This window comes from Candidatus Arthromitus sp. SFB-rat-Yit (assembly GCF_000283555.1).
Lineage (GTDB): Bacteria > Bacillota > Clostridia > Clostridiales > Clostridiaceae > Dwaynesavagella.
Window position 1 is genome coordinate 209,587 of sequence record NC_016012.1, and the last position, 23,221, is coordinate 232,807.

The window sequence follows — 23,221 nt, forward strand, 5'->3', positions numbered from 1 at the left end:
CCTTTATTTATTTTTTAAAAGAAGCTTTAAAAATTTTAAATTATAGTTTTTGTTATTCGGGTATCTTGATTTTATATCTATCTTGTTTGATTTTATAAGCAAACTTTTATTGTAAGTAAAAGTATCAAACGAATATTTTCTATGATAATATCCTATTCCGCTATTCTTGATCCCACCAAACGGAAGGTTATTTTCACAGATATGAACGAGTGTATCGTTTATGCATCCTCCTCCAAAATGTATGTTTAAAAATCTGTTTATTATAGTTTTATTACTTGTAAATAAATAGAGTGCAAGAGGGGGTGGACTGCATTTTAGTGAATGTATTAAACCATCTAAAATATCGTAATATTTAATTTGGAGTATCGGACCAAATATTTCATGTGGAATAATTTCTTCTTTATCTATGAGTGTTGGAGAAATTTTTAGCTTATCTTTTGAGTATTCTCCACCAAATATGATTTCCTCTCTATTATCCTCAATGATTTTAATTAATCTTAAAAAATGAGATTCATTTATAATTTTTGAATAATGCTTAAAATTCAGTGGATTTTCAGAGTATAAGTCTTTAATATAAAATATCATTCTATCTATGAACTTATCTTTAATTTTACTATTTACGTACAAAATATCTGGAGCTAAACACGTTTGACCTGAATTTAAAAATTTTCCATGAATAATTCTTTTGCACGAGGTATCTATTTCACAATCACTATGAACTATACAAGGATTTTTCCCACCGAGTTCGAGTGTTACAGGTATTAAATTCTTAGATGCTTTTTCGTAAACAAGTTTTCCAAAATTTGGATTACCTGTTGCAAATATGTAATCAAAATCTAAATCTAGAAGTTTGTTTATCTCATATTCATCTTTAGATATAGTGAATACATAGCATTTTTCAAATACTTCTTTGATTATTTTTTCTATTAGTTTGTTTGTATTTGGATTTAGAGTATGGAGCTTTAGTATACAAGTATTACCTGAGGCGAGTGCTCCTATAAGAGGCATTAGTGAAATATATAGAGGGTAGTTCCAACATGAGATAATTAAACAAACTCCGTAAGGTTTTTTGTGTATATAGGCTTTGCTTTTAAAGTTAATTATGGAGGTTCTAACTCTTTTTGGTTTTGATAATGAGCGTAGATTTTTAATAAAGTAATTTATTTCATTAATGCAGTGTGAAAATTCTGATACAAATGAATCTTCTTCTGATTTTCCTAAATCTTTATGGAGAGCTGTATAAATTTCATATTCATTTTTCAATAATTCTTTTTTTAATTTTGTTAGATTTATGATTCTAAAATTTACTGAAATAGTTGCATCAGAATTAAAGAATTCCTTTTGTGCGTAGAAAATTTTTTCTATACTCATGATATCCTCCGTTTTCTTAATATACCTTAATTTTAAATTAAGTGAATAAAAATTAAAAGATTTTATTTATGGAATAATTGGAACTGATTTGGAGGAAACTACATCATGAATTTTAATTGGTGATTAGGTGATATTGTGATGAAAGTTATGATTAGATTTTTATTGTTTTTTATGATTTTATCTGGAGCTATAGGATGTAAGGTTTATGCGAATGAAGAATTTATAGATGATCCATTGGAGGAAATTTTATATAAATTTGATAAGGTAAATGAGAATGGTGAGGTTATTTATGATAAGAAGTCTCCTATAACAGTTGATGGTAAAAAGATAAAGTTAAAGAAGATATATGATTCAGATAAGGAGATGTTTAGGGGGACGTGGATAGCTACTATATCTAATATAAATTTTCCAAGTAGAAGAGATATGAATTTTGATGAGCTTAAAGGTGAGTTTGATTCTATGTTAAATAGAGTTAAAGAACTTAATTTGAATGCAATTTTTTTTCAAGTTAGTCCAGAGCTAGATGCTTTTTATGAATCATCTTTTAGGCCATGGTCTAAGTATCTTTCAGGAGAACAAGGGAAAGCTCCTTCATATGTAAATGAGGGTAAGGATTTTTTAAAGTATGCTATTTCTGAAACTAGAAAAAGGGGTATTGAGTTTCATGCGTGGTTTAATCCTTATAGAGTCACAAAAGATCCTATTATAAATAGTACAAAAGAAGATATATTACAAACACTACATGAAAATAATTTTGCAAGAATTAACAAAGATTTAGTTTATTTGTTTCAAGGTAAATTGTTCTTAGACCCTGGGAGATATGAAGTTATGGAATTTGTGAAAAACACTATACATGAATTCATAACTAAATATGATGTTGATGGTATACATTTTGATGATTATTTTTACCCTTATGGTTCTCAAACTATAAATGGTGTTAGCTATAAATTTGGAGATATGAATGAAGATTTAAAAACATTTGAGGAAAATAATAGAAGTATAACTGATATAAAAGATTGGAGAAGAGATAACGTAAGCATTTTAATAAAGGAAATTTCATCTATAATAAACCATCATAATTACATAAATGGTAAGAGTGTTCAATGGGGTATTTCTCCTTTTGGTATATATGCACATAAAGGGGAGGAATTTAAAGATGGAGTAAAGACTGGTAATTTATTAAATGGATCTAATACTCCATATGGTTCTTTATCTAGTTATAGAGATATTTATGCAGATACACTAAGGTGGATAAATAATAATTTTATAGATTATGTAATTCCTCAAATATATTGGACTTTTGGGAAAAATGAGGCACCATATGAGGAACTTATAAATTTTTGGAGTGAAGCTGTTAAAGGTAAGAGGTGTCAATTATACATAGGACATGGAAATTATTGTGTAAGGGAAGCTAAGGGAGATAAAAATTGGAATAATCCTTATGAAATAACTAATCAAATTAAATTCAATTCTAATTATGATGAAATACTTGGGAGTGTTTTTTTTAGTATTAAAGATTTATATAAGAGATTGGATTTTCCAGATAAAAGAGAAGAAGTTTATAGAAAATATATAAACCTATTAGAAAGGGAAATAGTTAAATATAAGGCTGTTGTACCTAGTAAACCTTGGCTTGATTCTAGAGATACATCAGAGGTTTTAGATCTTCGTGTATTAAGAAGTGATGAAAATAAACATTATTTATTTTTTAAAGATAAAATATCAAACGATAGTAAATTTTATATAGTTTATGGTTTTGAAAGTGAAGATAAAATTGATTTGAAAGATAGTAAAAATATATTGGGTATTTATGGTAGAGATTATAGCAAAGAGGATCAACATGTTATAGTTGAAAATTTGGGAGATAATATTAAACTTTTTGTTGTAACTGTTCAGGATAACTCTGGAACTGAAAGTTCAGGAGTGAAATATATATTTAAAATATGATAAAGAATAATTTCTAAATACGTGTTAAAATAAAAAATGAAACTTTTTATTTTATGACTTAACATGGAGGGATAATAATGAATACCATAATATTTAAAAACTCAGATGAGGCATGTAAAAAAGCGAGCGATATGATATGTTCTGTAGTAAAAGAAAAGAATGATGCGTTACTCGGTCTAGCAACAGGTGGAACAATGGAAAATGTATATAAATACATTGTAGAAGAGTATAAAAATAAGAAAGTAGATTTTAAAAGTATTAGAACTATTAATTTAGATGAGTATGTTGGGTTAAATGGAGATCACCCTCAAAGCTATAGAAAATACATGGATGATCGTTTTTTTAATCACGTTAATATATTAAAAGAAAATACGTATGTTCCAGTTACAACTGGTGATATAAATAAAGAACTTTTAAGGATTAAGGATATAATAGATGGTAATAAGGGAGCTGATGTACAGTTATTAGGTGTTGGTATAAATGGACATATTGCATTTAATGAACCTTGTGATCGCTTAAATGCAAGTGTAAGTGTTGTCGATTTGGATGAAGGAACTATAAAAGCAAATTCTAGGTATTTTTCTAGCATAGATGAGGTTCCTAAGAAGGCAGTAAGCCTTGGTATAGGAGATATATTAAAAGCTAAAAAAATAATTTTATTGGCTTTTGGTTGTGAGAAAGCAAATGCGATCAGAGAGCTTTTGAAGAATGATTTTATTACAACTAAGGTTCCATGTACATTTTTAAAAGCTCATAATGATGTTACCGTTATTATTGATGAGGCTTTGTCAAAAGAACTTTAAAATTATTTTAATTAAAAATAGGTTTAAACTTTCTGAAATTGTAAATAATTAACATATACAATATTTGTTGGGGGTTAAAAAATGTTTTTATCATTATTTACAGATAGAGAAAGAGATTTATTTTATACTTTATCTCTTCATTTAATTGAGAGTGATGGTATTATAACAGGGGAAGAGAAAACTATGCTCGAGGGTTTTAAACTTGAGAGTGGTAGAAAACTTGAGAGAATACATGGAACTCCTAATGAAATTATAAGTGAACTTAGTTTAAGTAGTGATAAGATTAAAAATTGTATATTACTTGAGCTTATATACGTAGCTCTATCAGATAATAATTATACAGAAAATGAGAGATCTATAATTTCTAAAGTTGTAAGTGAGTTTGATATATGTGACTCTAAGTTTAGAGAAATTTTTGATTGGGTTACAAATTTAAAGGGAATGTATTCAAAAATACTTGAGTTAGTTAATGTAAGGTAGTTTTTTAAACTACCTATTTTTATTTTTTAGGATATTTTAACAAAAAAAACTAAATGCTTGCTCATAAATTACTAAAATTTGAGCAAAATAGAATTAAGATGAAATGAATGAAAAATATATACTATAAAAAATTCAGATTTGGAGGAACAGATATGAGTAATTTGAGATTAAATAAGATTACTTTGTTGTTGTTATTAATTTTGGCATTAAGTTTGAAGAGTGTTGAGGGATCGAAAGCTATAGAGGTTTTTAATAATGAATCAGTAGAAGAATCTGGAAGCTTTGTATTTAAAGAGTTAGATGAGGTAAAAGATATATATAGTGATATATTAATAGATAGAATAACCAATGATAAAAATGTGATAACAGGTAAGACGTTTAAAAATTCTATAGTAAAGTTTAATATAAATAATGTTGAATATGTTTCAAACACTGATGATGATGGAAACTTTGTTGTTTTAGTTGAAGAGGGTTTGCTTATTGATATTGATCAAATACGCGTTAAGGTATGTGATTATTTAGATAATGAGTTATCTAATTTATCTTTGGTTGTTCATGATATTTTGCCTCCTGTTGATCCAAAGATTGATGGGATTGTTAATAATTCAGATTTTAAAGTTATGGGAAGTGGAGAGCCTAATTCTATTGTAAAATTAATTATTGGTGATAAGGAGTTTTTAGGATACATATTAAATGATGGAAATTTTGAAATTGAGGTTGGAGATTCTCTAAGGGATGTTGATAAATTTAGATTGATTTCTTATGATTATTTCAATAATTATTCAAATTTAGTTGAGAAATATGTGGAGGATGTTATAGCTCCAGAAAAGCCTACTATAACAAATATTGATTTTATTAATAATCTTGTGTATGGAAATGGAGAAGCTAATTGTGAGGTTGTGGTCAGCTTTGACGGTAAAAGCTATAAATCTTATATAGATGAAAATGGATATTTCTATATTCATGATGATGAAGGATTGCTTGAAAATACTGAACATATAAAAATTCATGTTGTTGATTTGAATGGTAATAGTTCTGAGGAGGTATTATTTGGACTTGAAAAGAAGAATGTGGGTGTTGTAACGCTTAGGAGTTTAGATCCAAATAATGAGATTATAAAAGATGCTATGATAAGATTAAATGGATGTGATGATTATTTACATAATGAGGATAGAGTATTTAACTTAAATAGTGAAGGTAATCTTATCATAGAAGATATACCTTTTGGGGAGTATGAACTTTTAATAAGATATAGGACGGTTAATAATCAATTAGAAGAAAATCTTGTTAATATAAGTTTAAATGAAGAAAACTCTGATATAGAAATTTTGATTGATTAATTTTTAAATTTAGATATGAGGGAATCGAATTAATGAAGATATTTAAGAGATGGTTTATCCTTAATATTGTTTTTATAATATTTATAATCCCTTTAAAAATGGTTTGTGCTTATGAAAAGAGTAGCACAAAAGAAGAGAGAATATATACTATAAATGATGATTATGTTTATAGTTTATCTAAAGATGGAATAGAGATTATAGATATAAATGATTATGAAGATATGAATTTTGTTTGTAGATTAAAAGGGTATAATATGGAAAATAATAATCTTTATATTTATAACGATAGGTTATTTATTAGTGGAATTGAAAGTTATGAGGATAAGTCATATATAAAAACGGTTGTGTATGATATTTATGATAAGAAAAACCCTATTAAACTTAAGGAGTTTAAATTTGAAGGATATGAGTATTTGTTTATCAAAAACGATGGAATTGTTTATTTAGTTATTCAAGAATCAGATAGTAAGGGTAGAATTATTTCTATAGATTCAAGTAAAGAAGATATAGATTTAAATGTAGATTATTTTGAAGGTGGAGAAATTAGCTTTATATATTCATCAGATGATAATTTATACGTTATTTGTAATGAAGACATGATTGGAAGATATTTTACAACTATACATAAATTTGATATAAGCGAAGATATTAAATATGTAAATAAAATTTCATTTGATGGTATTATATACAATGATAAATTTATACATGAGTATGATGGCAATTTAAGAGTGCTTGTGAAATGTGAAAATTTTAAAAATAAGATATATATTTTAGATAAGGATTTTAGAGATGCAAAGTGTGTAGATGTTATACTTGAGAATGAAAATATAAATAATGTATATTTTGATAAAGAAATGTGTTATATATCTGGATTTTTAAAGGAAGGATATTTTTCTATATATAATTTAAAACATAGTAATCCGAAGGAAATGGGACGAATAAAATTAACATCTTCTTCTGATTACATATATAAACTTAGTGAGGATAAATTTATAGTTGTGGGAAATGAACATAGAACAGATACATATAAAAATATGCAGAGTGATAAGGTATTTGAAGTAGTTAAGAATACGGGAATAAAAATTAATTTAATAGATGTCTTGGATAAGAATAATCCTAAAATATTTGATGAGTACTTTATAAAGGGGAAGGAAGTTTGTTTATCAGAATTTTTGGATGAAGAAAAGATGTTATTTTCCAAAGATAAAAACATATTAGCTTTTACATTAGATATATCTGGTTATACCATGGATATGGATATAAATACAGCTATGGAAGTAAATTCGGATTTCAATTGTGAAGGATTATCTAGAGGAGTTTATGTTTTTGATCTACATGATAAAGATAAAATATTTTTGAAGTTTATGGTGGAATGTGGGGATGAGTTGTTTGAAAATAAGAATGTAGAGGGGATAAAAATATATAACGAAGATATATTTATATTTTTAGATAATTGTTTTAAGGTATTTAATTTAGAAGGGAAATTGTTAGGAGAATATACATTCATAAAAAAGGAAACAAAATAATTGTTTCCTTTTATTTATTTTTACCCTCATTTATTATGTCACGAACATAGTTTGGTAAAACAAAACTAGCTTTATGAAGTTCGGTATTATAGTAATTTGTCTTAATGTTATTTAAATTCCATTTAGGAATATTGTCATTTATTGGATTTATAGATTTTGAGGCAAATCCAAACAACCAATGACCGGATGGATAAGTTGGTATAAATGATTGATAATATTTAAGTATTGGGAAGATTTTATTAATTTTTGATGCAGATCTTTTAAGCTCTTTTATATTAAATGGATAATAAGGACTTTCACTTTGATTTACAAGAATACCATCATCTCTAAGAATTCTATAGCAATTACTGTAGAATTCTAAACTAAACAATCCTTCTCCAGGACCTATAGGATCAGTAGAATCTACTATTATGAGGTCATATGATTTATCTGGAGAATTCTTAACAAATTCTATTCCATCTTCAAATAACAGCTTAACTTTACTATTTCCTTTAAGAGAGCAGGAAACATTTGGAAATAGTTCGAGAGAAACATTTACAACCTCTTCATCTATTTCAACCATAGTAATGGAGTTTATATTTTTATATCTACACAGTTCTCTAACTGTTCCTCCATCACCACCTCCAATAACAAGCACATCTTTAATATTAGGATTACTAGCCATTGGGGTGTGAACTATCATTTCATGGTATATGAATTCATCTTTTTCAGTTATCATCATAATATCATCGATAACTAAATAATTTCCAAATAAATTATTGTTATAAACGTCTATAGTTTGAAATTTACTCTTTTTATGACAAAGATGTTTATCAGCTCTATATGATATTTTAACATCATCGTCATATTTTTCTGTGAACCAATTCATTGTAAAAACCTCCTAAATATTAGGCTTGTGGTATATAGTATTTGCATTGAAGTTTCCGTGTTTAGCTATTTTTTGAGTAAGCCCTCTAGGAATCTCAGTAGATTCGCTTATATCAGCTAAAAGTTTTTCTTCTAAATAATCGAATCCAACCCATGGATCTATAGTTCCACAAGTAAATAAATCAACAGCAGCATAGCCGTATTCAGGCCATGTGTGAATTGTTAAGTGGGATTCAGAAATTATAACTGCACCGCTTACGCCATAAGGGTTAAAATGATGAAAGCAACTTTCGACTATTGTAGCCCCCATTTTAATAGCAGATTCTTTCATGTAAGTCTCGATAAGTTTTGGATCTTTTAAAATCTCATTATTACAATTATAATATTCGACTAAAATATGACGACCTAATGCATTAATAGTATGCACTTCACACCCTCCCTTGAGATACAAAAGTTTACTTAATAAACATATAAAGTTTAGTATAATTAAACTTTATATCATAAAAATTTAAGCCACTATAATATCTAATTAAGCTTAATTAAATACAATAATGACTTATATAAATTATCTAGAAATGACAATATATTAAACTTTAACTTGCAATATATCTAACTTAAAATATATAATAAATTTATTTCATAGTCAATAAAAAAATAAACTATTTGTTTATGTAAATTTACTGATTTATTATTCTTATATCGTAAATATGGGGAGAAAGTTTAATATGAATTATGAAAAAGATAGCATAGCTTCTCATTGTGAGAGTCACTTACCAATTTTTGAAAAAAAGAGCGTTAAAGAGATTGAGAAAAGTATTATAAAGAGATATAGAAAAAGAATATGGACTAAGTTTACAAAAGCTATAAATGATTATAATTTAGTAGAAGATGGAGATAGAATTGCTATTGCTATATCTGGAGGAAAAGATTCTCTTCTTTTAGCAAAATTATTTCAAGAGCTTAAGAGGCATGGGAGGAATAATTTTGAATTAGAGTTTATAACCATGGATCCTGGATATCACAAACATATACGTATGCTACTTGAAGAAAATTGTAAACACTTAGAAATACCACTTAAGATATTTGATTCAAATGTGTTTACTGTTGTTGATAAGATAGCAAGAGATTATCCGTGTTATATGTGTGCACGTATGAGAAGAGGATTTTTATATGCAAAAGCCAAGGAATTGAATTGTAATAAACTTGCACTTGGACATCATTTTAATGATGTTATAGAAACAACACTTTTAAATGTGTTTTATTCGGGTAATTTTAAAACCATGTTACCTAAATTAAAAGCTGATAATTTTAAGGATATAGAATTAATTAGACCTATGTATTATATAGAGGAGCAATCTATAATTACATTCATAAAAAATTCAGGATTAATGGCACTTAATTGTGCTTGCATGGTTGCGGCTAAACGCATAGGTAATAAGAGATATGAAATAAAAGATCTAATAACTAGTATGAAGAAAAATTATAAGTATGTAGATAAGTCTATATTTGCAGCAGCACAAAATGTAAATATGGATTCCATACTTGGATGGGTTAAAGATGGGAAAAATGTTTCATACCTAGATAAATATGGGGAATGATAAGCTTAAAATATGACTTTTTATAATAAAATTTATTAACTTATTTATTTTTAATAATAATTTTACTTAATTTTATTTGAATATTATTATATAATAAGATATGAAATTAATATTTTTTATTGATATAGTGATAGATATTACTACAAAATTGAAATAATTTTAAAAATAAATTTTTAAAATTTAATAAAGATATTTATAAAATTATAAATTAATTATATAATGTTATAGGAATTTATTTTACAAAACTTTGTAATTTGAAATTTTTATGATTATCAATTAATTTTACTTATTTAATAATATGGTTTAATTATTGTTAGGGTAAGTTTTGATTATGACTTTTTATTCTTACAAGGAAGGAGATAACTATTTTTATGAATAGTTTTAAAATTTAGATGCCAAAATCGGTTCTATGTGATAAAAAAGAAATTTGTGAAAGAGTTAAGAATTTATTTCTTGTAAATGGATACTCAGGGGTAGATATAAAGACTATTGCTCAAAAATGCAAAATGGCAGTAGGTACATTTTATAATTACTATGAAAATAAGGAAGAAATATTTTGTGAGGTTATAAGTAATAGTTGGAATTTATTTTTACAAACTCTGAAAAAAAGAAATGATTTATCGAGCTTTATAAAAGAGAGTTATTATTATATTAAGAGTAATAAAGGATTTGGATTAACATTTAAAACTATACCAATTGATAAGGCTACGAACGTAAATAGGCTGTATGAAAATATTATAAGTGATGTTGAACTACTTATTGTTAAAGTTATAGATGTAAAGTACAAAGATATTGCGAAAAGAATAGCCTTATCATTATTCATGTCTATAATACTCTTTATAGATTCTTATGAATTTAGTGATGATGATAATATTAAGTTTATTTGTAATCTATTTTTGCATTATGAAAAGTAGAAGGAACAGGCATTATTTTGCCTGTTCCTTGTGTTTAAAGAAATATATTACACAAAATATAATACTACCTACTGTATTTGCTATTATATCTGTCATTGTATCAAGTAGGCTGTTATTTTGAGTATTTAACAATAATATTTTATCTACTGAAAATTCGTATATTTCCCATAAAACTCCACATAATGCTGCAAATCCTAACATTATAAAAATTATGAATCCTGATCTTAAATTACTTATGTCTAAGTTTGATTTATAACAAAAATGTTTTATGATTGGTATTGATATTACGGAACACATAACTCCGGAGAATAGATGTAGATAAAAATCGAAGTTTGGTAATATCGAGTAAAAATTTAGCGTAGTTCCTAAAAAAATAGAAATGAAGATTTGAAATTGAAGTATATTTATTTCAAATTTGATGAAATTAATATTACATATTCTGATAAATAATATTGAAATTATTGACGCAATCAACAATGATTTTCCACCATATATCAAATTATCGTCATTTAATATTAAAGATAAGATTATGGATATTATCGATAATATTAAATTTATTAATTCAAATGATGTTAATCTTAAATCCTTTTTGATGTGCACTATGTTGATTCTCCTTTATATACTTATATATTTTTTAATATTAGAATTGTACACTAAAGATTTTAAATATGCTATAGTTAATATAGATAAGTAAAATAAGGTTTAGGGAGGGTTTTATATGATTAATGAGAATAAAGTATCGAATTTTATAAGAAATATAATAATTGATGATATTAAAAATGGAAAAAATAATTCAATAATAACTAGGTTTCCGCCAGAACCAAATGGTTATTTACATATAGGTCATGCTAAATCTTTGGAGATAAATTTTTCTTTGGCATATGAATTTAACGGAAAGGTTAATTTGAGATTTGATGATACAAATCCTGTTAAGGAAGATACGGAATATGTTGAATCGATAAAAAAGGATATTGAGTGGCTTGGATATAAATGGGATAAAATGATTTTTGCATCTGATTATTTTGAGATTATGTATGAGAAGGCAATACTCCTTATAAAAAAGGGATTGGCATATGTTTGTGATTTAAGTGGAGAGGAAATTAAAAAATATAGAGGAACTCTTCAAGAGCCTGGAGTTGAATCACCATATAGGAATAGATCGGTTGAGGAGAATTTGGATTTATTTTATAAAATGAGAAATGCAGAATTTAAAGATGGGGAGAAGGTTCTTAGAGCAAAGATCGATATGTTATCTAGCAATATTAATATGAGGGATCCTATAATATATAGAATTTCTCACACATCTCATCATAATACGGGGAATAAGTGGTGCATTTATCCTATGTATGATTTTGCTCACCCTATTGAAGATGCTATAGAAGGTATTACGTATTCCATATGCACACTTGAATTTGAAGATCATAGACCTCTTTATGATTGGTTTGTGAACGCTTGTGAGATGGAGAATATTCCAAGACAAATAGAATTTGCAAGACTTAATTTAACAAATACTGTTATGAGTAAAAGAAAGCTTAAGGCTTTAGTTGATAATAATATTGTAGATGGTTGGGATGATCCTAGAATGCCTACTATATCAGGATTTAGGAGGAGGGGATTTACTCCTGAGTCAATAAGGAATTTTTGTCGTGCCATAGGCGTATCAAAAGCGAATAGTCTGGTTGATTACCAAATGCTTGAGTATTTTTTGAGAGAAGACTTAAATCTTAAATGCAAGAGAATAATGGCTGTTATTGATCCTATTAAAGTTGTTATTACAAATTATGAAGAGGGAAAAGTTGAGGAATTATTTATAGATAATAATAAAGATGATGAGTCTATGGGTATGAGAAAAATAACATTTTCAAAATATATATACATCGATAGAGATGATTTTATGGAGAATCCTCCCCCTAAATATTTTAGACTGTTTAAAGGAAATGAAGTTAGACTTAAAGGTGCTTATTTTATAAAGTGTAATGATGTGATAAAAGATGAAAATGGAAAAATATTAGAGCTTCATTGTACCTATGATCCAGAAACTAAAAGTGGAAGTGGATTTACTGGAAGAAAGGTTAAAGGTACGATTCATTTTATTGATTCAACAACAGCTATGAAAGCTCAGTTTAGATTATTTAAACCTCTCCTTCTAGATGAAGAAAATACTTCTGATAATTTTTTAGATAATATAAATAAGGATTCTTTGGAAATATTTGATGGTTTTATTGAAAATAATGCAAGAGATAGCGTACCTTATGAAAAATATCAGATATTTAGACATGGATATTTTTCTGTTGATCCTAAGTATACAACGCAAGATAAGCTTGTATTCAATAGAGTTACTCCTCTTAAAAGTTCGTTTAAATTAGATAAATAAATTTATTTTAAAGTAGCTTAATTAAAGAATAGTTTTTCAAAAAGTGTTAAACCTATAGTTAATATTAGTTTCTTTTGTAGGTGATTTGTTTTGAAGAAGTGTTTTAAGCTACTTTTATTTTTTTTGTGTATATTGTCTCAGATTTTATTTGTACATAAGAATATTATAGCTAAAGAAATTAAATATGAGATGAGAGGGGCATACTTAAATTTAGATTTTATTGATTTAAGTGGAGAATTTGAATTAAGCGATTTTAAAAATTATATAACAAAATCATATGATGATTTTAAAGATAGTGGATTTAACACTATATTTGTTGATATATCTTGGTTTATTGATTTAAATATCACAGATAAATTTAACAATTTACATAAAAATGCATTAGAAATCATCGTAAAAGAGGGAGCTATACGCTCTTTAGATATTCATGGTAGTTTTTCAGATTTTCATCTAAAAGGTATTGAGATGGGAAATTTAGAAGAGTACTTAATTTCTCTTAGCGATAAATCGTTTATAAAAGATAAGATGGATTACATTATAAAGTTTAACGATGAGTATTATTTGGATCCAGGTATTCATGAAGTTAGAGATTATATTATAGGTGTGATTGTAGATATTGGAACTAAATATAAATTTGATGGAATTTATTTAGATGGAATTATTTATCCAAGAAATATAGAGAAGTATACTTTTAATGATTCTTATAGTTTTAATATATATAATGAAGATAAACTTTCAAAGGATAATTTTAGACGACAAAATGTAAATGATTTTGTGAAAGTTTTGGGGGATAAATTTAAAAGTTATAAAAATGAGCTTAAGTTTGGGATGGGAGTTAATTATATTTGGAGAACATTTAATGATGATTTAAATGGAATAAATTATGAAGGTTATTCCGATTATGATAAGGGAGCATTTGATTCTCTTAATATTGGAAAGATGGGATATGTTAATTACATAGTTATAAAAATTGATAACAAAATACAAGAAGTTTCGGATATAGAAAATGTCATATCTTGGTGGGAGAAAAAATTTAGAACTTATTTAATTGATGTGTTTGTTCAAGGTGAAGATAATATTTTAGATGTTATAACAACAGTGAGAAATAATAATTTTATAAATGGGTTTTTATATAAAAAATTTGAAATAATAAATGATATTAGAGGTCTTATGCCAACAAAAGCGATTGTTCCAAGATTTAAATCTTTTGATAGCTACTATACTTTATGTGATTTTAAAGTAACTCCTAAATTAAAAGGGGATAAGATAGAATTCAATATTTTAGATGAGGGGTATGAGAATACTAAAAATATTTTAGTTTACAAATTTCCATATGATGATTTAGATATAGAAAATGGAAATTATATAAAAGATATATTACCAAGTGATGGACGTAGTACTATTATAACATTAAACAAGGAAGATGGAGTTTATGCAATAACCAAATTAAATTATAATTCGGTAGAAAATAGAATTATTTGTGCTTTTATTGTGAATGAGGAATTTGGTCTTATAGAAGAGCGTTTTTTAGACGATAAGCCTAAAATCATAAATAGTAATATAGAGTTTGTGGCAAAGTCTTATAATAAAAATAATGAGTTTAAATTTGTATTAGAAAAAGATGGGGATAAAGTATTAGAGAGAGATTTTGATAAAGAGGGAGTATACAAATTTATTCCAGATGATAGCGGTGTATATAGGTTAAATGTAATAATTAGTAATTCTAAAGATAGGAAAAATGTTTTGAAGTCTTATTTAAGTTTTGAAGTTAAAGATAAGTATATAGTAGTACTTGATGCTGGACATGGAGGAGATGAACCCGGAGCTAAAACAGGCGAAAATATATTAGAGAAGGATATAAATCTTTCTATTTGTAAATATTCAACTGATTTATTAAGTAATAATGACAAAGTTTCTGTAATAAATACACGAATAAATGATATTAAGATAGATTTGAGTGATAGGGTTAAATTATGCTCTTTTTTAGGTGGAGATATATTTATATCTATTCATCAGAACGCATTTGATAATGAAACTGCAAATGGAATTGAGAGTTACCATTATTTTAAAGAAAATGATAGTAAGGGTTTATGTAATTTAATTCAAAAAAATTTAATTGATAATACCAGTGCTTTTGACAGGGGGGTAAAAACTTCGAATTTTGTCGTATTAAGAGAGAATATTGTCCCATCGGTTTTGGTAGAATGTGGATTTATTACAAATAAAAATGAGTCTAAGAATTTGATAGATGATGTGTATCAAAAGAATATATCTGAGGCTATATGTAAAAGTATAGTATCTTATTTTGAAATTTAAAAAGTTTATTTGATAGGCGTTTTTTTAAAACGTCTATTTTTATTTCGAAAAATATAAAAAAATGTCAAAAAATGAAATATACTTTTATCGAAAAATATATTATAATTAACTTCGAATTTAGTTGAAATTTTTAATTTAGGAGAATAGTTAAAATGGTAGTAGTTTCTTTAGATATGTTTTTAAATAGTATTCAAGATAATTTTGTGAAATATAGAAATGATAAATTCTGTGTAGTTAGAGGTAAAGAAAATTCTGGAAAAACAACGGCTGCAATTTTTAAAGCACTATATTTGAAAAGAAATTATTGTTTTGATTTAAATGATAAAATATTATTTTTATCAAGTGAAAATAAAATTGGACAAGTTGTAGATATATTTAACTATATAAATAGAAGTGATTTATATAAATCTATAATACCCTCTGATGATATTGAAGTGCATATTTTAACTATTGATCAATTGAATTATTTAACTATTGGAACAATTTATACTCATATAATAATCGATAATGTTGAAAAATTTACAAAAAGTGATGAGATATATAAAGTTTTTAATATGTTTAAAAACCTATCTTATTCTAAGGTTTGTCTTATACAGGATTCAAATGAAAGTATAGATGAAGTTAATGAGATTGTTGAGTATTTAAGAAGAATTATTAAATCTAGGGAAGTTTTGTATAAATTTAGGTATGTGATAGAAGAAGATGATCAAGATGAATTTACTCAAATAGATATATCTCCTGAAGTAAAATATTTAAATTATACATATAAAGATTACGTTGATTTTAATACTAAAGAGGTGTTTGGATATTACACAAATTCTAAATCTATATACAAAGATATGGGAACTTTCTTGTATGATTTGAGTTATGAGAGCAAAGATATATTTTTAATAGATAGATATTTAAATATAAAAGGTACAATTAAAATATTAAAAGATTGGATACCATATAAAGAAGGATTATATTTTGTTGAGATAGATGATGAAGGTATGAGTAAATATGATCTGTTTATAGGAGATATGGTTTTGATAGATTCTGATTGCAAAATAAATGAGGGTGATGTAGTTGTGGTATTGAAGGAAAATCATCTTTATGCAAGAAAATATACAAAAATAGGGAATGCTGTTAAGTTTGTAGCTAATTATACAATTTTTAATGATATATATTTAACTGATTGTGTTAAGATAGTTGGAAAGGTACTGGCTTATATAAGAAAATATAATAATTTTTAACTAATGATATGTACATAATTATTTTATGTTATAATATGGTATAAAATTTTTTAGATTAATATTTTGAGGTGGTTTTGTGAAGTATTTTAAATTAGGATTACTTGCTGTTACCCTATCATTGACAGCTCTTGTTATTGCACTTGATAAGAAGGAAAATAGGAAAAATGTAAATAAATCATGCAGTGAAATGGATGAGGATGTTTGCGAATCTTGTAGTTCAGTAATCATGGAATAATAATATTAGATATAACAAGTGAGAACTTCCTTAATTTATTTATAAGGGGTTCTTAATTTTTTAGATAAAGGTGAGATGAAAATGGATTTTTTAAAAATGGATAAAAATATGTTTTTTAGTATTGTTAATATGAAACTCAGAGATGAGTTTGATAGTATAGAAGAGTTTTGTAGTTATTATGATATTGATCTTGAGGATATTAAAGAGAAAATGAATTCTTTTAATATGAAATATTATAGCGATATAAATCAAATTAAAATGTTATAGGGGGAATTATGGAAAAAGTACTGAAAATAACAGGAATGACTTGTGCTGCGTGTTCATCATCGATTGAAAAGTCACTTTCTAGGAAGAAGGGAGTAAATAGTGCTGTAGTTAATTTATCAACTGAGAAGTTAACTATAAATTTTAATGAAGAGGATATAACTATTAATCAAATTGAGGCTTATATAGTTAAACTTGGTTATGGTATTGATAAATCATTAGATGATAATTATTATGAGCGTGAAAGTGATTTCATAAGAAAAATGATGATAAGATTTATTTTATCTATTGTGTTTACCATACCTCTTCTTTATATATCAATGGCCCACATGTTTTCTTATAAAGTAATAGATTTTTTCGATCATATGAAAAACCCTCTTAATTTCACAATTATTCAATTAATTCTTGTCATACCTGTTATGCTCACAGGTTTTCCATTTTTTAAAAAAGGTATCAAAAGTCTTATTTCCCTTAAGCCCAATATGGATAGTTTAATAACTATAGGTACATTTGCGGCATTTTTATATTCACTTTATGAAACTATAGGAGTTATATTGGGAGATCATAGTAAAGCAATGAATTTGTATTATGAGTCTTCTGCGACGATATTAACTTTAATTACTTTTGGTAAGTATTTAGAAGGTATAACTAAGGGTAAAACTTCAAAAGCTATAAAGAAATTAATGGGACTATCGCCTAAGACAGCTTTAATTGAGAGAGATGGAAATGAGGTTGAGGTAAGTATTGATGAAGTTAAGGTTTCAGATATAGTTATTGTAAAGTCTGGAGATAAGTTTCCAGTTGATGGTGAAATAATATATGGAAGTTGTCTAGTTGACGAGTCTATGCTTACAGGTGAAAGTATACCTGTGCAGAAGAAAAAATCAGATAGTGTAATAGGTGCAAGTATCAATAAAAATGGGTTTGTAAAATATAGGGCTACGAAGGTAGGGGATAATACTACATTATCCCAAATAATTAAGCTTGTTGAAGAAGCGCAAAATAATAAGCCTAAGATTTCAAAGCTTGCAGATACTGTATCTTATTATTTTGTACCAACAATTATATTAATTGCTACGATATCTTTTATATTTTGGATAATTTATATGAAAAACTTTGGTTTTGCATTTTCTATATTTGTATCGGTTTTAGTAATAGCGTGTCCATGTGCATTAGGACTTGCGACTCCGACATCTATAATGGTTTCAACGGGAATTGGTGCAGAAAATGGTATACTCATAAAGTCTGGAGAAGCACTTGAAGATGCACATAAAATAAATGTTGTAGTTTTAGATAAAACAGGTACTATAACTGAAGGAAAACCTAAAGTAACAGATTTAATAATAGATAAAGATGTATTTGAAAATGATGAAGATATGATAAAATATGTAACTAGTATAGAGAAAGGATCCGAGCATCCTTTAGGAGATGCTATTTTAGAGTATGGAAGAGAGAAAAATGTAGGAACTTTAAATGTAGAAAATTTTAAAGCTATAGAGGGAATGGGAGTATATGGGGAAGTCAATGGAAGGAAAATATTTATAGGTAATAAAAAACTCCTAGATGTTAATCATATAAGTACAGATAAATTTAAGGATGTAAGTGATAACTTATCAATGCATGGTAAAACTACTATGTTTGTTGTTATGGACGGAGTTGTTGGAGGAGTTTTTAGTGTTTCTGATACGGTTAAAAAAAGTTCCAAAGAGGCAATCTCGAGGCTTAAATCTATGGGGATAAAAGTAATTATGCTAACTGGAGATAATTCTAAAACGGCGATTGCTATAGGAAAACAAGTTGGCGTTGATGATGTGATTTCAGATGTATTGCCTAAAGATAAATCACATGAAGTTCAAAAGCTTAAGGATATGGGGTGTAAGGTTTGTATGGTTGGAGATGGTATTAATGATGCCCCTGCTCTTATGAATGCAAATATTGGTATAGCGATTGGATCTGGAACTGATATAGCAATTGAATCATCTTCTGTAATTTTGATGAAGAGTGATTTAATGGATATTCCAAAGTTTTTAAAGCTTTCAAAGAATACCATAGGAAATATAAAACAAAATCTATTTTGGGCATTTTTGTATAATGTGATTGGGATACCTATAGCTATGGGAGTATTTTATTTGTTTGGAGGAATTCTTCTAAATCCAATGATCGCAGCTATTGCTATGAGTTTCAGTTCTGTATCTGTTGTAATAAATGCATTGAGACTTAAATTTATAAAACTGATCTAAATTTAGGGGGTTTTTAATTGAAATTTAAGTTTGTATATTTCTTTACTCTATTATTTATTTTAGGAAGTTCTGTCATGGCTTGTTCTATTAAGGATGATAAAAAAATATATGAAGTTAAGCTTAATAAGGTTGTAGATGGGAATACAATAAAAGTTATAATAAATGAAGAATTAAAAGATGTGAGATTAATTCTCGTTGATTCTCCAGAACTTAGAGGTAATTACCCTTTTAGTGTTGAAGCAAAAAAATATTTAAATGATAAATTATTAAATGTTGATTATGTTTATTTAGAGTTAGATGGTGAAGAGGTAGATAAGTATGGCAAGATATGGGCCTATGTTTGGTATTATAATGATCAGGGTAAACTTGAGATGGTAAATGAGGATATTATAGAGGATGGATATGGAAGAGTTGCTTATGTATTTGATTCTGCTAAATATTTAGATAGACTTAATTCATCTCAAAAAAGAGCTAAGGAGAGAGGAAATGGAATATGGAGTATAGATGGATATGTTACAGAAAGAGGGTATAAGAGATCAAAATGAAGGGATGTTTATTAAATGAAAAAAATATATATAAGTGGTATGAAGTGTTCTCATTGTGAGAAAAAAGTTAGAAATGCTTTAGAGGAAATAGGAGCAACCGATATACATGTTGATTTATCTAAAAAAATAGTTACGTGTAATACGGATAAGTCGTATGATGAAATATCGGATATAATAGGTGAATATGGATTCGATGTGGATAATGTAGAATAATATTTTATATAAACTGATAATTTTATAAGAGTTTTTCTTATAAATTGTCAGTTTTTTTATATTTTATATGAGAATTTATTAGTGTAGAATTATTGAAGGGGGGAGTTGAAATAAGTGAATCGAAGAAGGTTGTATTATACATCATTTGGTATTGTTTCTTTAGTGTTTTTTATTACAATCTTTTTATTACAGATTTATTTTAAATATGGAGATGTAAGTCCGGTTAGTGGGAGGATTAGTGAATTTAAGGAAAATATAAATTTAATTGATAAAATTTATCTTGATTGGTGGGATTCTTCTATAAAAAAGATATCATCTCAGGGTGTTAAGGATATTTATGAACTCAAAAATACATATGAAAATTTAAATATTGTAATAAGCGATAGTTCTATTTTAAACGATATTATTTTAAGTGAAATAATTATAGATAGAAAACCGCTTGAAGAGTATTCGTATGAAGTTATAAATTCAAAGGATGGAAAGAGGATATTTAAGATAAGATTAGAGGAACTCGATGATTCTTCGACTAATAAGATTACAAAAGTAGTTAATATATACAATAGATATAATAATACATTTTATAATGTAGAGATTGATTCTTTTGAGTTTAGATTTAATTTGTCTAAGGATTCTGACTTTATATATTTAAATTTTGAAAATTATATATCAAACTTCTATGATAATGAGTTTAAAATAGAGGGTAATTATTACAGTGATTCTAATGAAAATTTAATTTATAATTTTGGGCATATAAATAAAAATATAAAGATTCCTATTATAAGTTCGTTAAGTGCTCAGATTGACGATAGTACTAAAAATTTGTTTTTTAAAGATAACATCAATTTTACTATTTATAATAGATTTCATACTCCTGTTATAACTTTTAGTGTTAATTCTTCAGGAGATTTAAAAATACTTAATACATATAGTTTGTCTAATGTTTATGAAAGTGAATTGAAGAATCAGGTTTTTATATTTGATTCTAAGGATGATAATATTTTTAAGATTGATAAAAGAGAAGATGGGTCGGTTGATATTATAAATTTAATTGATAACTATAAATTATATTTTGATGAAAATTTAATGAAAACATATAGGGTATATGAAGAAGAAGGTGGAAGTTCGGGTGTAAATTTTAGAATGTATAGAGATATGCGTGTAGGAAGTTATGTGTTTACCCCGAATAAGACATTTGATATATATAAATTTTATGATATTAATGAAAATAAATTTTTGTCTTATGATAAATTAAGTAATATGTTTATTTTAAATAGTAATCCTTCAAATTTCATATTGACACCTGAAAATAATTTGTTTGATATATTGAATAGGGTGTTTATGAAAAAAAACAAATCGAAAGATAAGGGTTATTATTATGTTGGAGATAATGAATTTCAAAATGGAGACATATTTAGATTTAATGATATGGCATCTTCTACTTTTAAGAAAGTTAGTTATGATGAAATAAAGGAAGAAATGGTTTCCTCAAACTATATTCAGGTAATGTTTAAAAATAAGGAAACAGGTGAATTTTTAAATGTGGATCTAAATGGTGGAAACGCAATTAATGGAGTTTTATATAATGATTCTTATCTAAATGGGTATTTTAATTATGAAAAGGGAATGAATGATTTATCCAAATTCATCTTTGAGATAAGACCTTCGAATAATGAAGAGTTTACGACATTTAATTTATATAATAAATTAATTGGAACTTCTGTAGCTGCAGAATATGGGATTTTAGATAACAAACTAGTTTTTGATAAGACTAAGGATAATAAGCTTAGGTTTGTTATTGAAAAGAATGATGGACGAGATGATGAGTTTAAGATAAAAGATGATTATGGAAGCTATTTATCTTTTAAGTCTTCAGATGATTTTGCTTGGGTAACATCTTCTGGATTTATGAAAAGATTTTTTAATATACAAGATGAGTTTGATGTGTTTGAGATTTATATGATTGATTTTAAAGAAAGTAATAACGTGAATTCGGGGGATTACGTATCTATATCATCTAAAGGAGTTGATGATAAATACTTTTTAGATAAAATAACTGTGAATAATAAACAAACTGAATCTAAAAGTATTGATGAATATATTGTGTTTAGAAATAAAGAATTTATATTTTTAGAAGGGGATTCACTTCTTGAGGATATGATTGCAATTAATAGTTTCAGAGATGTACGAGGTATAAATATTTCTATGGTTCCAACTAATAATACGGAGAATAAAGGATATAGGTTCAATATATTAAATGGGATTTATTAGATAAATTTTAACAAAAATTACAAAAAGGTTAAAAAGTATTGAATGGAAATATGAATTATTATATAATATTGTTAATATATCGTAAATAATGATTTCTTAAATATTAATAGATTATGAGGTAGGAGGGGTTACTTTAATGCTTGGAAAAGGAATTAGTATGAGTACAGTTGTAACAAGTATACTTTTAGGAACTACAGCTATTGTAGGTCTTAGTGTGGGTCTTGGAATTGAAAATAACAAGAGTGCATTAAGAGATAGTGAGCTAGATGATTTAAAAAGACAAATAAAGATTGTTGAAGATATAACTAAAGATATAAACGTAAGACCACCGAACGGATTCATTAATTAATATAAATTTGGGGGGTGAAAATATATGCAAATTCGTTATTGTTTAGTAGGAGTCGGTGTTGTTGGTGCTTTATCTCTAACTGCTGCTTTAGCTGGAGTTGGAATATCAAATCAGAGTAAATTAGATGAGATAGGTAGAAAAAAATTAGAGCTTAGTTCTAAGGAGGGTGTTTATCCACAACCTGAGTCTAGAGTTTTAAAATCTCCATCTTCTCCAGCATATCCATCGCCTGGATATGAGAATTAAATAGTTGTAAAATGCGTACATAATTGACAATTTTTGAGTATGAATTTATAATTTTAAAAAATAATGTAAAATACTTCACTTTGTTTTAGAGTG

General features: G+C 26.5%; 22 protein-coding genes. 18 read left to right on the forward strand and 4 right to left on the reverse strand.

Going from position 1 to position 23,221, the window contains the following annotated elements; genetic code table 11:
• Positions 1-3 precede the first annotated feature (3 nt).
• Positions 4-1,371 carry an aldehyde dehydrogenase family protein gene (locus RATSFB_RS00920; RefSeq protein WP_014094191.1) on the reverse strand — a complete coding sequence of 456 codons (1,368 nt, stop codon included), beginning with the start codon at positions 1,369-1,371 and terminating at the stop codon, positions 4-6.
• 138 nt (positions 1,372-1,509) lie between these two features.
• Between RATSFB_RS00920 and RATSFB_RS00925 the strand changes: the two genes are divergently transcribed.
• The 5 genes from RATSFB_RS00925 to RATSFB_RS00945 all read left to right on the forward strand — a co-directional run bounded on the left by RATSFB_RS00925 (position 1,510) and on the right by RATSFB_RS00945 (position 7,467).
• Positions 1,510-3,318 (forward strand): glycoside hydrolase family 10 protein, encoded by a 1,809-nt coding sequence (locus RATSFB_RS00925; RefSeq protein WP_014094192.1) that lies wholly within the window; start codon positions 1,510-1,512, stop codon positions 3,316-3,318.
• A gap of 77 nt (positions 3,319-3,395) precedes the next feature.
• On the forward strand, positions 3,396-4,121 hold the full coding sequence (gene nagB, locus RATSFB_RS00930) for a glucosamine-6-phosphate deaminase (RefSeq protein ID WP_014094193.1): 726 nt from the start codon (positions 3,396-3,398) through the stop codon (positions 4,119-4,121).
• 81 nt (positions 4,122-4,202) lie between these two features.
• The gene (locus RATSFB_RS00935; RefSeq protein WP_014094194.1) at positions 4,203-4,601 is read left to right on the forward strand and encodes a hypothetical protein; all 399 of its coding nucleotides are present in this window, start codon (positions 4,203-4,205) and stop codon (positions 4,599-4,601) included.
• A gap of 152 nt (positions 4,602-4,753) precedes the next feature.
• A complete protein-coding gene (locus tag RATSFB_RS00940) occupies positions 4,754-5,941 on the forward strand; it encodes a hypothetical protein (protein ID WP_014094195.1) in 1,188 nt (395 codons plus the stop codon).
• 32 nt (positions 5,942-5,973) lie between these two features.
• Positions 5,974-7,467: a beta-propeller domain-containing protein gene (locus RATSFB_RS00945; protein ID WP_014094196.1), complete on the forward strand. Its 1,494-nt coding sequence runs from the start codon at positions 5,974-5,976 to the stop codon at positions 7,465-7,467.
• Between the two features lie 10 nt (positions 7,468-7,477).
• Here the strand turns inward: RATSFB_RS00945 and speE are convergent, their stop codons facing one another.
• Both speE and speD read right to left on the reverse strand, forming a co-directional pair.
• Positions 7,478-8,335 (reverse strand): polyamine aminopropyltransferase, encoded by an 858-nt coding sequence (gene speE / locus RATSFB_RS00950; RefSeq protein WP_014094197.1) that lies wholly within the window; start codon positions 8,333-8,335, stop codon positions 7,478-7,480.
• Positions 8,336-8,347: 12 nt separating this feature from the next.
• Entirely contained in the window at positions 8,348-8,752 is a 405-nt protein-coding gene (gene speD, locus RATSFB_RS00955; protein WP_305803408.1) for an adenosylmethionine decarboxylase, read from the reverse strand.
• 307 nt (positions 8,753-9,059) lie between these two features.
• Here speD and RATSFB_RS00960 point away from each other — a divergent pair, with 307 nt between their 5' ends.
• Together RATSFB_RS00960 and RATSFB_RS00965 are read left to right on the forward strand one after the other, a co-directional pair.
• On the forward strand, positions 9,060-9,932 hold the full coding sequence (locus tag RATSFB_RS00960) for a tRNA 2-thiocytidine(32) synthetase TtcA (protein WP_014094199.1): 873 nt from the start codon (positions 9,060-9,062) through the stop codon (positions 9,930-9,932).
• A 392-nt stretch (positions 9,933-10,324) separates the two neighbouring features.
• The gene (locus RATSFB_RS00965; protein ID WP_014094200.1) at positions 10,325-10,846 is read left to right on the forward strand and encodes a TetR/AcrR family transcriptional regulator; all 522 of its coding nucleotides are present in this window, start codon (positions 10,325-10,327) and stop codon (positions 10,844-10,846) included.
• A 12-nt stretch (positions 10,847-10,858) separates the two neighbouring features.
• On the opposite strand, the gene RATSFB_RS00970 is transcribed toward RATSFB_RS00965, so the two are convergent.
• Positions 10,859-11,446 carry a hypothetical protein gene (locus RATSFB_RS00970; RefSeq protein WP_014094201.1) on the reverse strand — a complete coding sequence of 196 codons (588 nt, stop codon included), beginning with the start codon at positions 11,444-11,446 and terminating at the stop codon, positions 10,859-10,861.
• A 118-nt stretch (positions 11,447-11,564) separates the two neighbouring features.
• On the opposite strand from RATSFB_RS00970, the gene RATSFB_RS00975 reads away from it, so the two are divergent.
• The 11 genes from RATSFB_RS00975 to RATSFB_RS01020 all read left to right on the forward strand — a co-directional run bounded on the left by RATSFB_RS00975 (position 11,565) and on the right by RATSFB_RS01020 (position 23,128).
• Positions 11,565-13,220: a glutamine--tRNA ligase/YqeY domain fusion protein gene (locus tag RATSFB_RS00975; protein ID WP_014094202.1), complete on the forward strand. Its 1,656-nt coding sequence runs from the start codon at positions 11,565-11,567 to the stop codon at positions 13,218-13,220.
• A 90-nt stretch (positions 13,221-13,310) separates the two neighbouring features.
• On the forward strand, positions 13,311-15,536 hold the full coding sequence (locus RATSFB_RS00980; protein WP_044035471.1) for an N-acetylmuramoyl-L-alanine amidase: 2,226 nt from the start codon (positions 13,311-13,313) through the stop codon (positions 15,534-15,536).
• 152 nt (positions 15,537-15,688) lie between these two features.
• Positions 15,689-16,768: a LexA family protein gene (locus RATSFB_RS00985; protein WP_014094204.1), complete on the forward strand. Its 1,080-nt coding sequence runs from the start codon at positions 15,689-15,691 to the stop codon at positions 16,766-16,768.
• A 76-nt stretch (positions 16,769-16,844) separates the two neighbouring features.
• The gene (locus RATSFB_RS07380) at positions 16,845-17,003 is read left to right on the forward strand and encodes a hypothetical protein (RefSeq protein WP_173362853.1); all 159 of its coding nucleotides are present in this window, start codon (positions 16,845-16,847) and stop codon (positions 17,001-17,003) included.
• Positions 17,004-17,084: 81 nt separating this feature from the next.
• On the forward strand, positions 17,085-17,270 hold the full coding sequence (locus RATSFB_RS00990; protein ID WP_044035472.1) for a DUF4250 domain-containing protein: 186 nt from the start codon (positions 17,085-17,087) through the stop codon (positions 17,268-17,270).
• Between the two features lie 8 nt (positions 17,271-17,278).
• Positions 17,279-19,507 (forward strand): heavy metal translocating P-type ATPase, encoded by a 2,229-nt coding sequence (locus RATSFB_RS00995; protein ID WP_014094206.1) that lies wholly within the window; start codon positions 17,279-17,281, stop codon positions 19,505-19,507.
• Between the two features lie 17 nt (positions 19,508-19,524).
• Entirely contained in the window at positions 19,525-20,052 is a 528-nt protein-coding gene (locus RATSFB_RS01000; protein ID WP_044035473.1) for a thermonuclease family protein, read from the forward strand.
• Positions 20,053-20,067: 15 nt separating this feature from the next.
• Positions 20,068-20,265 (forward strand): heavy-metal-associated domain-containing protein, encoded by a 198-nt coding sequence (locus RATSFB_RS01005; protein ID WP_014094208.1) that lies wholly within the window; start codon positions 20,068-20,070, stop codon positions 20,263-20,265.
• A gap of 114 nt (positions 20,266-20,379) precedes the next feature.
• On the forward strand, positions 20,380-22,533 hold the full coding sequence (locus tag RATSFB_RS01010; protein ID WP_014094209.1) for a hypothetical protein: 2,154 nt from the start codon (positions 20,380-20,382) through the stop codon (positions 22,531-22,533).
• Between the two features lie 136 nt (positions 22,534-22,669).
• Positions 22,670-22,882: a hypothetical protein gene (locus RATSFB_RS01015; protein ID WP_044035474.1), complete on the forward strand. Its 213-nt coding sequence runs from the start codon at positions 22,670-22,672 to the stop codon at positions 22,880-22,882.
• 24 nt (positions 22,883-22,906) lie between these two features.
• Complete coding sequence (locus RATSFB_RS01020) at positions 22,907-23,128, forward strand: hypothetical protein (protein ID WP_044035475.1); 222 nt, start codon at positions 22,907-22,909, stop codon at positions 23,126-23,128.
• Positions 23,129-23,221: the final 93 nt, after the last annotated feature.

Excerpts from the sequence above, each read along its gene's own strand:
- RATSFB_RS00920 (WP_014094191.1), bottom strand. The coding sequence starts at position 1,371 with ATGAGTATAGAAAAAATTTTCTACGCACAAAAGGAATTCTTTAATTCT.
- RATSFB_RS00925 (WP_014094192.1), top strand. The coding sequence starts at position 1,510 with ATGAAAGTTATGATTAGATTTTTATTGTTTTTTATGATTTTATCTGGA.
- nagB (WP_014094193.1), top strand. The coding sequence starts at position 3,396 with ATGAATACCATAATATTTAAAAACTCAGATGAGGCATGTAAAAAAGCG.
- RATSFB_RS00935 (WP_014094194.1), top strand. The coding sequence starts at position 4,203 with ATGTTTTTATCATTATTTACAGATAGAGAAAGAGATTTATTTTATACT.
- RATSFB_RS00940 (WP_014094195.1), top strand. The coding sequence starts at position 4,754 with ATGAGTAATTTGAGATTAAATAAGATTACTTTGTTGTTGTTATTAATT.
- RATSFB_RS00945 (WP_014094196.1), top strand. The coding sequence starts at position 5,974 with ATGAAGATATTTAAGAGATGGTTTATCCTTAATATTGTTTTTATAATA.
- speE (WP_014094197.1), bottom strand. The coding sequence starts at position 8,335 with ATGAATTGGTTCACAGAAAAATATGACGATGATGTTAAAATATCATAT.
- RATSFB_RS00960 (WP_014094199.1), top strand. The coding sequence starts at position 9,060 with ATGAATTATGAAAAAGATAGCATAGCTTCTCATTGTGAGAGTCACTTA.
- RATSFB_RS00965 (WP_014094200.1), top strand. The coding sequence starts at position 10,325 with ATGCCAAAATCGGTTCTATGTGATAAAAAAGAAATTTGTGAAAGAGTT.
- RATSFB_RS00975 (WP_014094202.1), top strand. The coding sequence starts at position 11,565 with ATGATTAATGAGAATAAAGTATCGAATTTTATAAGAAATATAATAATT.
- RATSFB_RS00985 (WP_014094204.1), top strand. The coding sequence starts at position 15,689 with ATGGTAGTAGTTTCTTTAGATATGTTTTTAAATAGTATTCAAGATAAT.
- RATSFB_RS00990 (WP_044035472.1), top strand. The coding sequence starts at position 17,085 with ATGGATTTTTTAAAAATGGATAAAAATATGTTTTTTAGTATTGTTAAT.
- RATSFB_RS00995 (WP_014094206.1), top strand. The coding sequence starts at position 17,279 with ATGGAAAAAGTACTGAAAATAACAGGAATGACTTGTGCTGCGTGTTCA.
- RATSFB_RS01005 (WP_014094208.1), top strand. The coding sequence starts at position 20,068 with ATGAAAAAAATATATATAAGTGGTATGAAGTGTTCTCATTGTGAGAAA.
- RATSFB_RS01015 (WP_044035474.1), top strand. The coding sequence starts at position 22,670 with ATGCTTGGAAAAGGAATTAGTATGAGTACAGTTGTAACAAGTATACTT.
- RATSFB_RS01020 (WP_044035475.1), top strand. The coding sequence starts at position 22,907 with ATGCAAATTCGTTATTGTTTAGTAGGAGTCGGTGTTGTTGGTGCTTTA.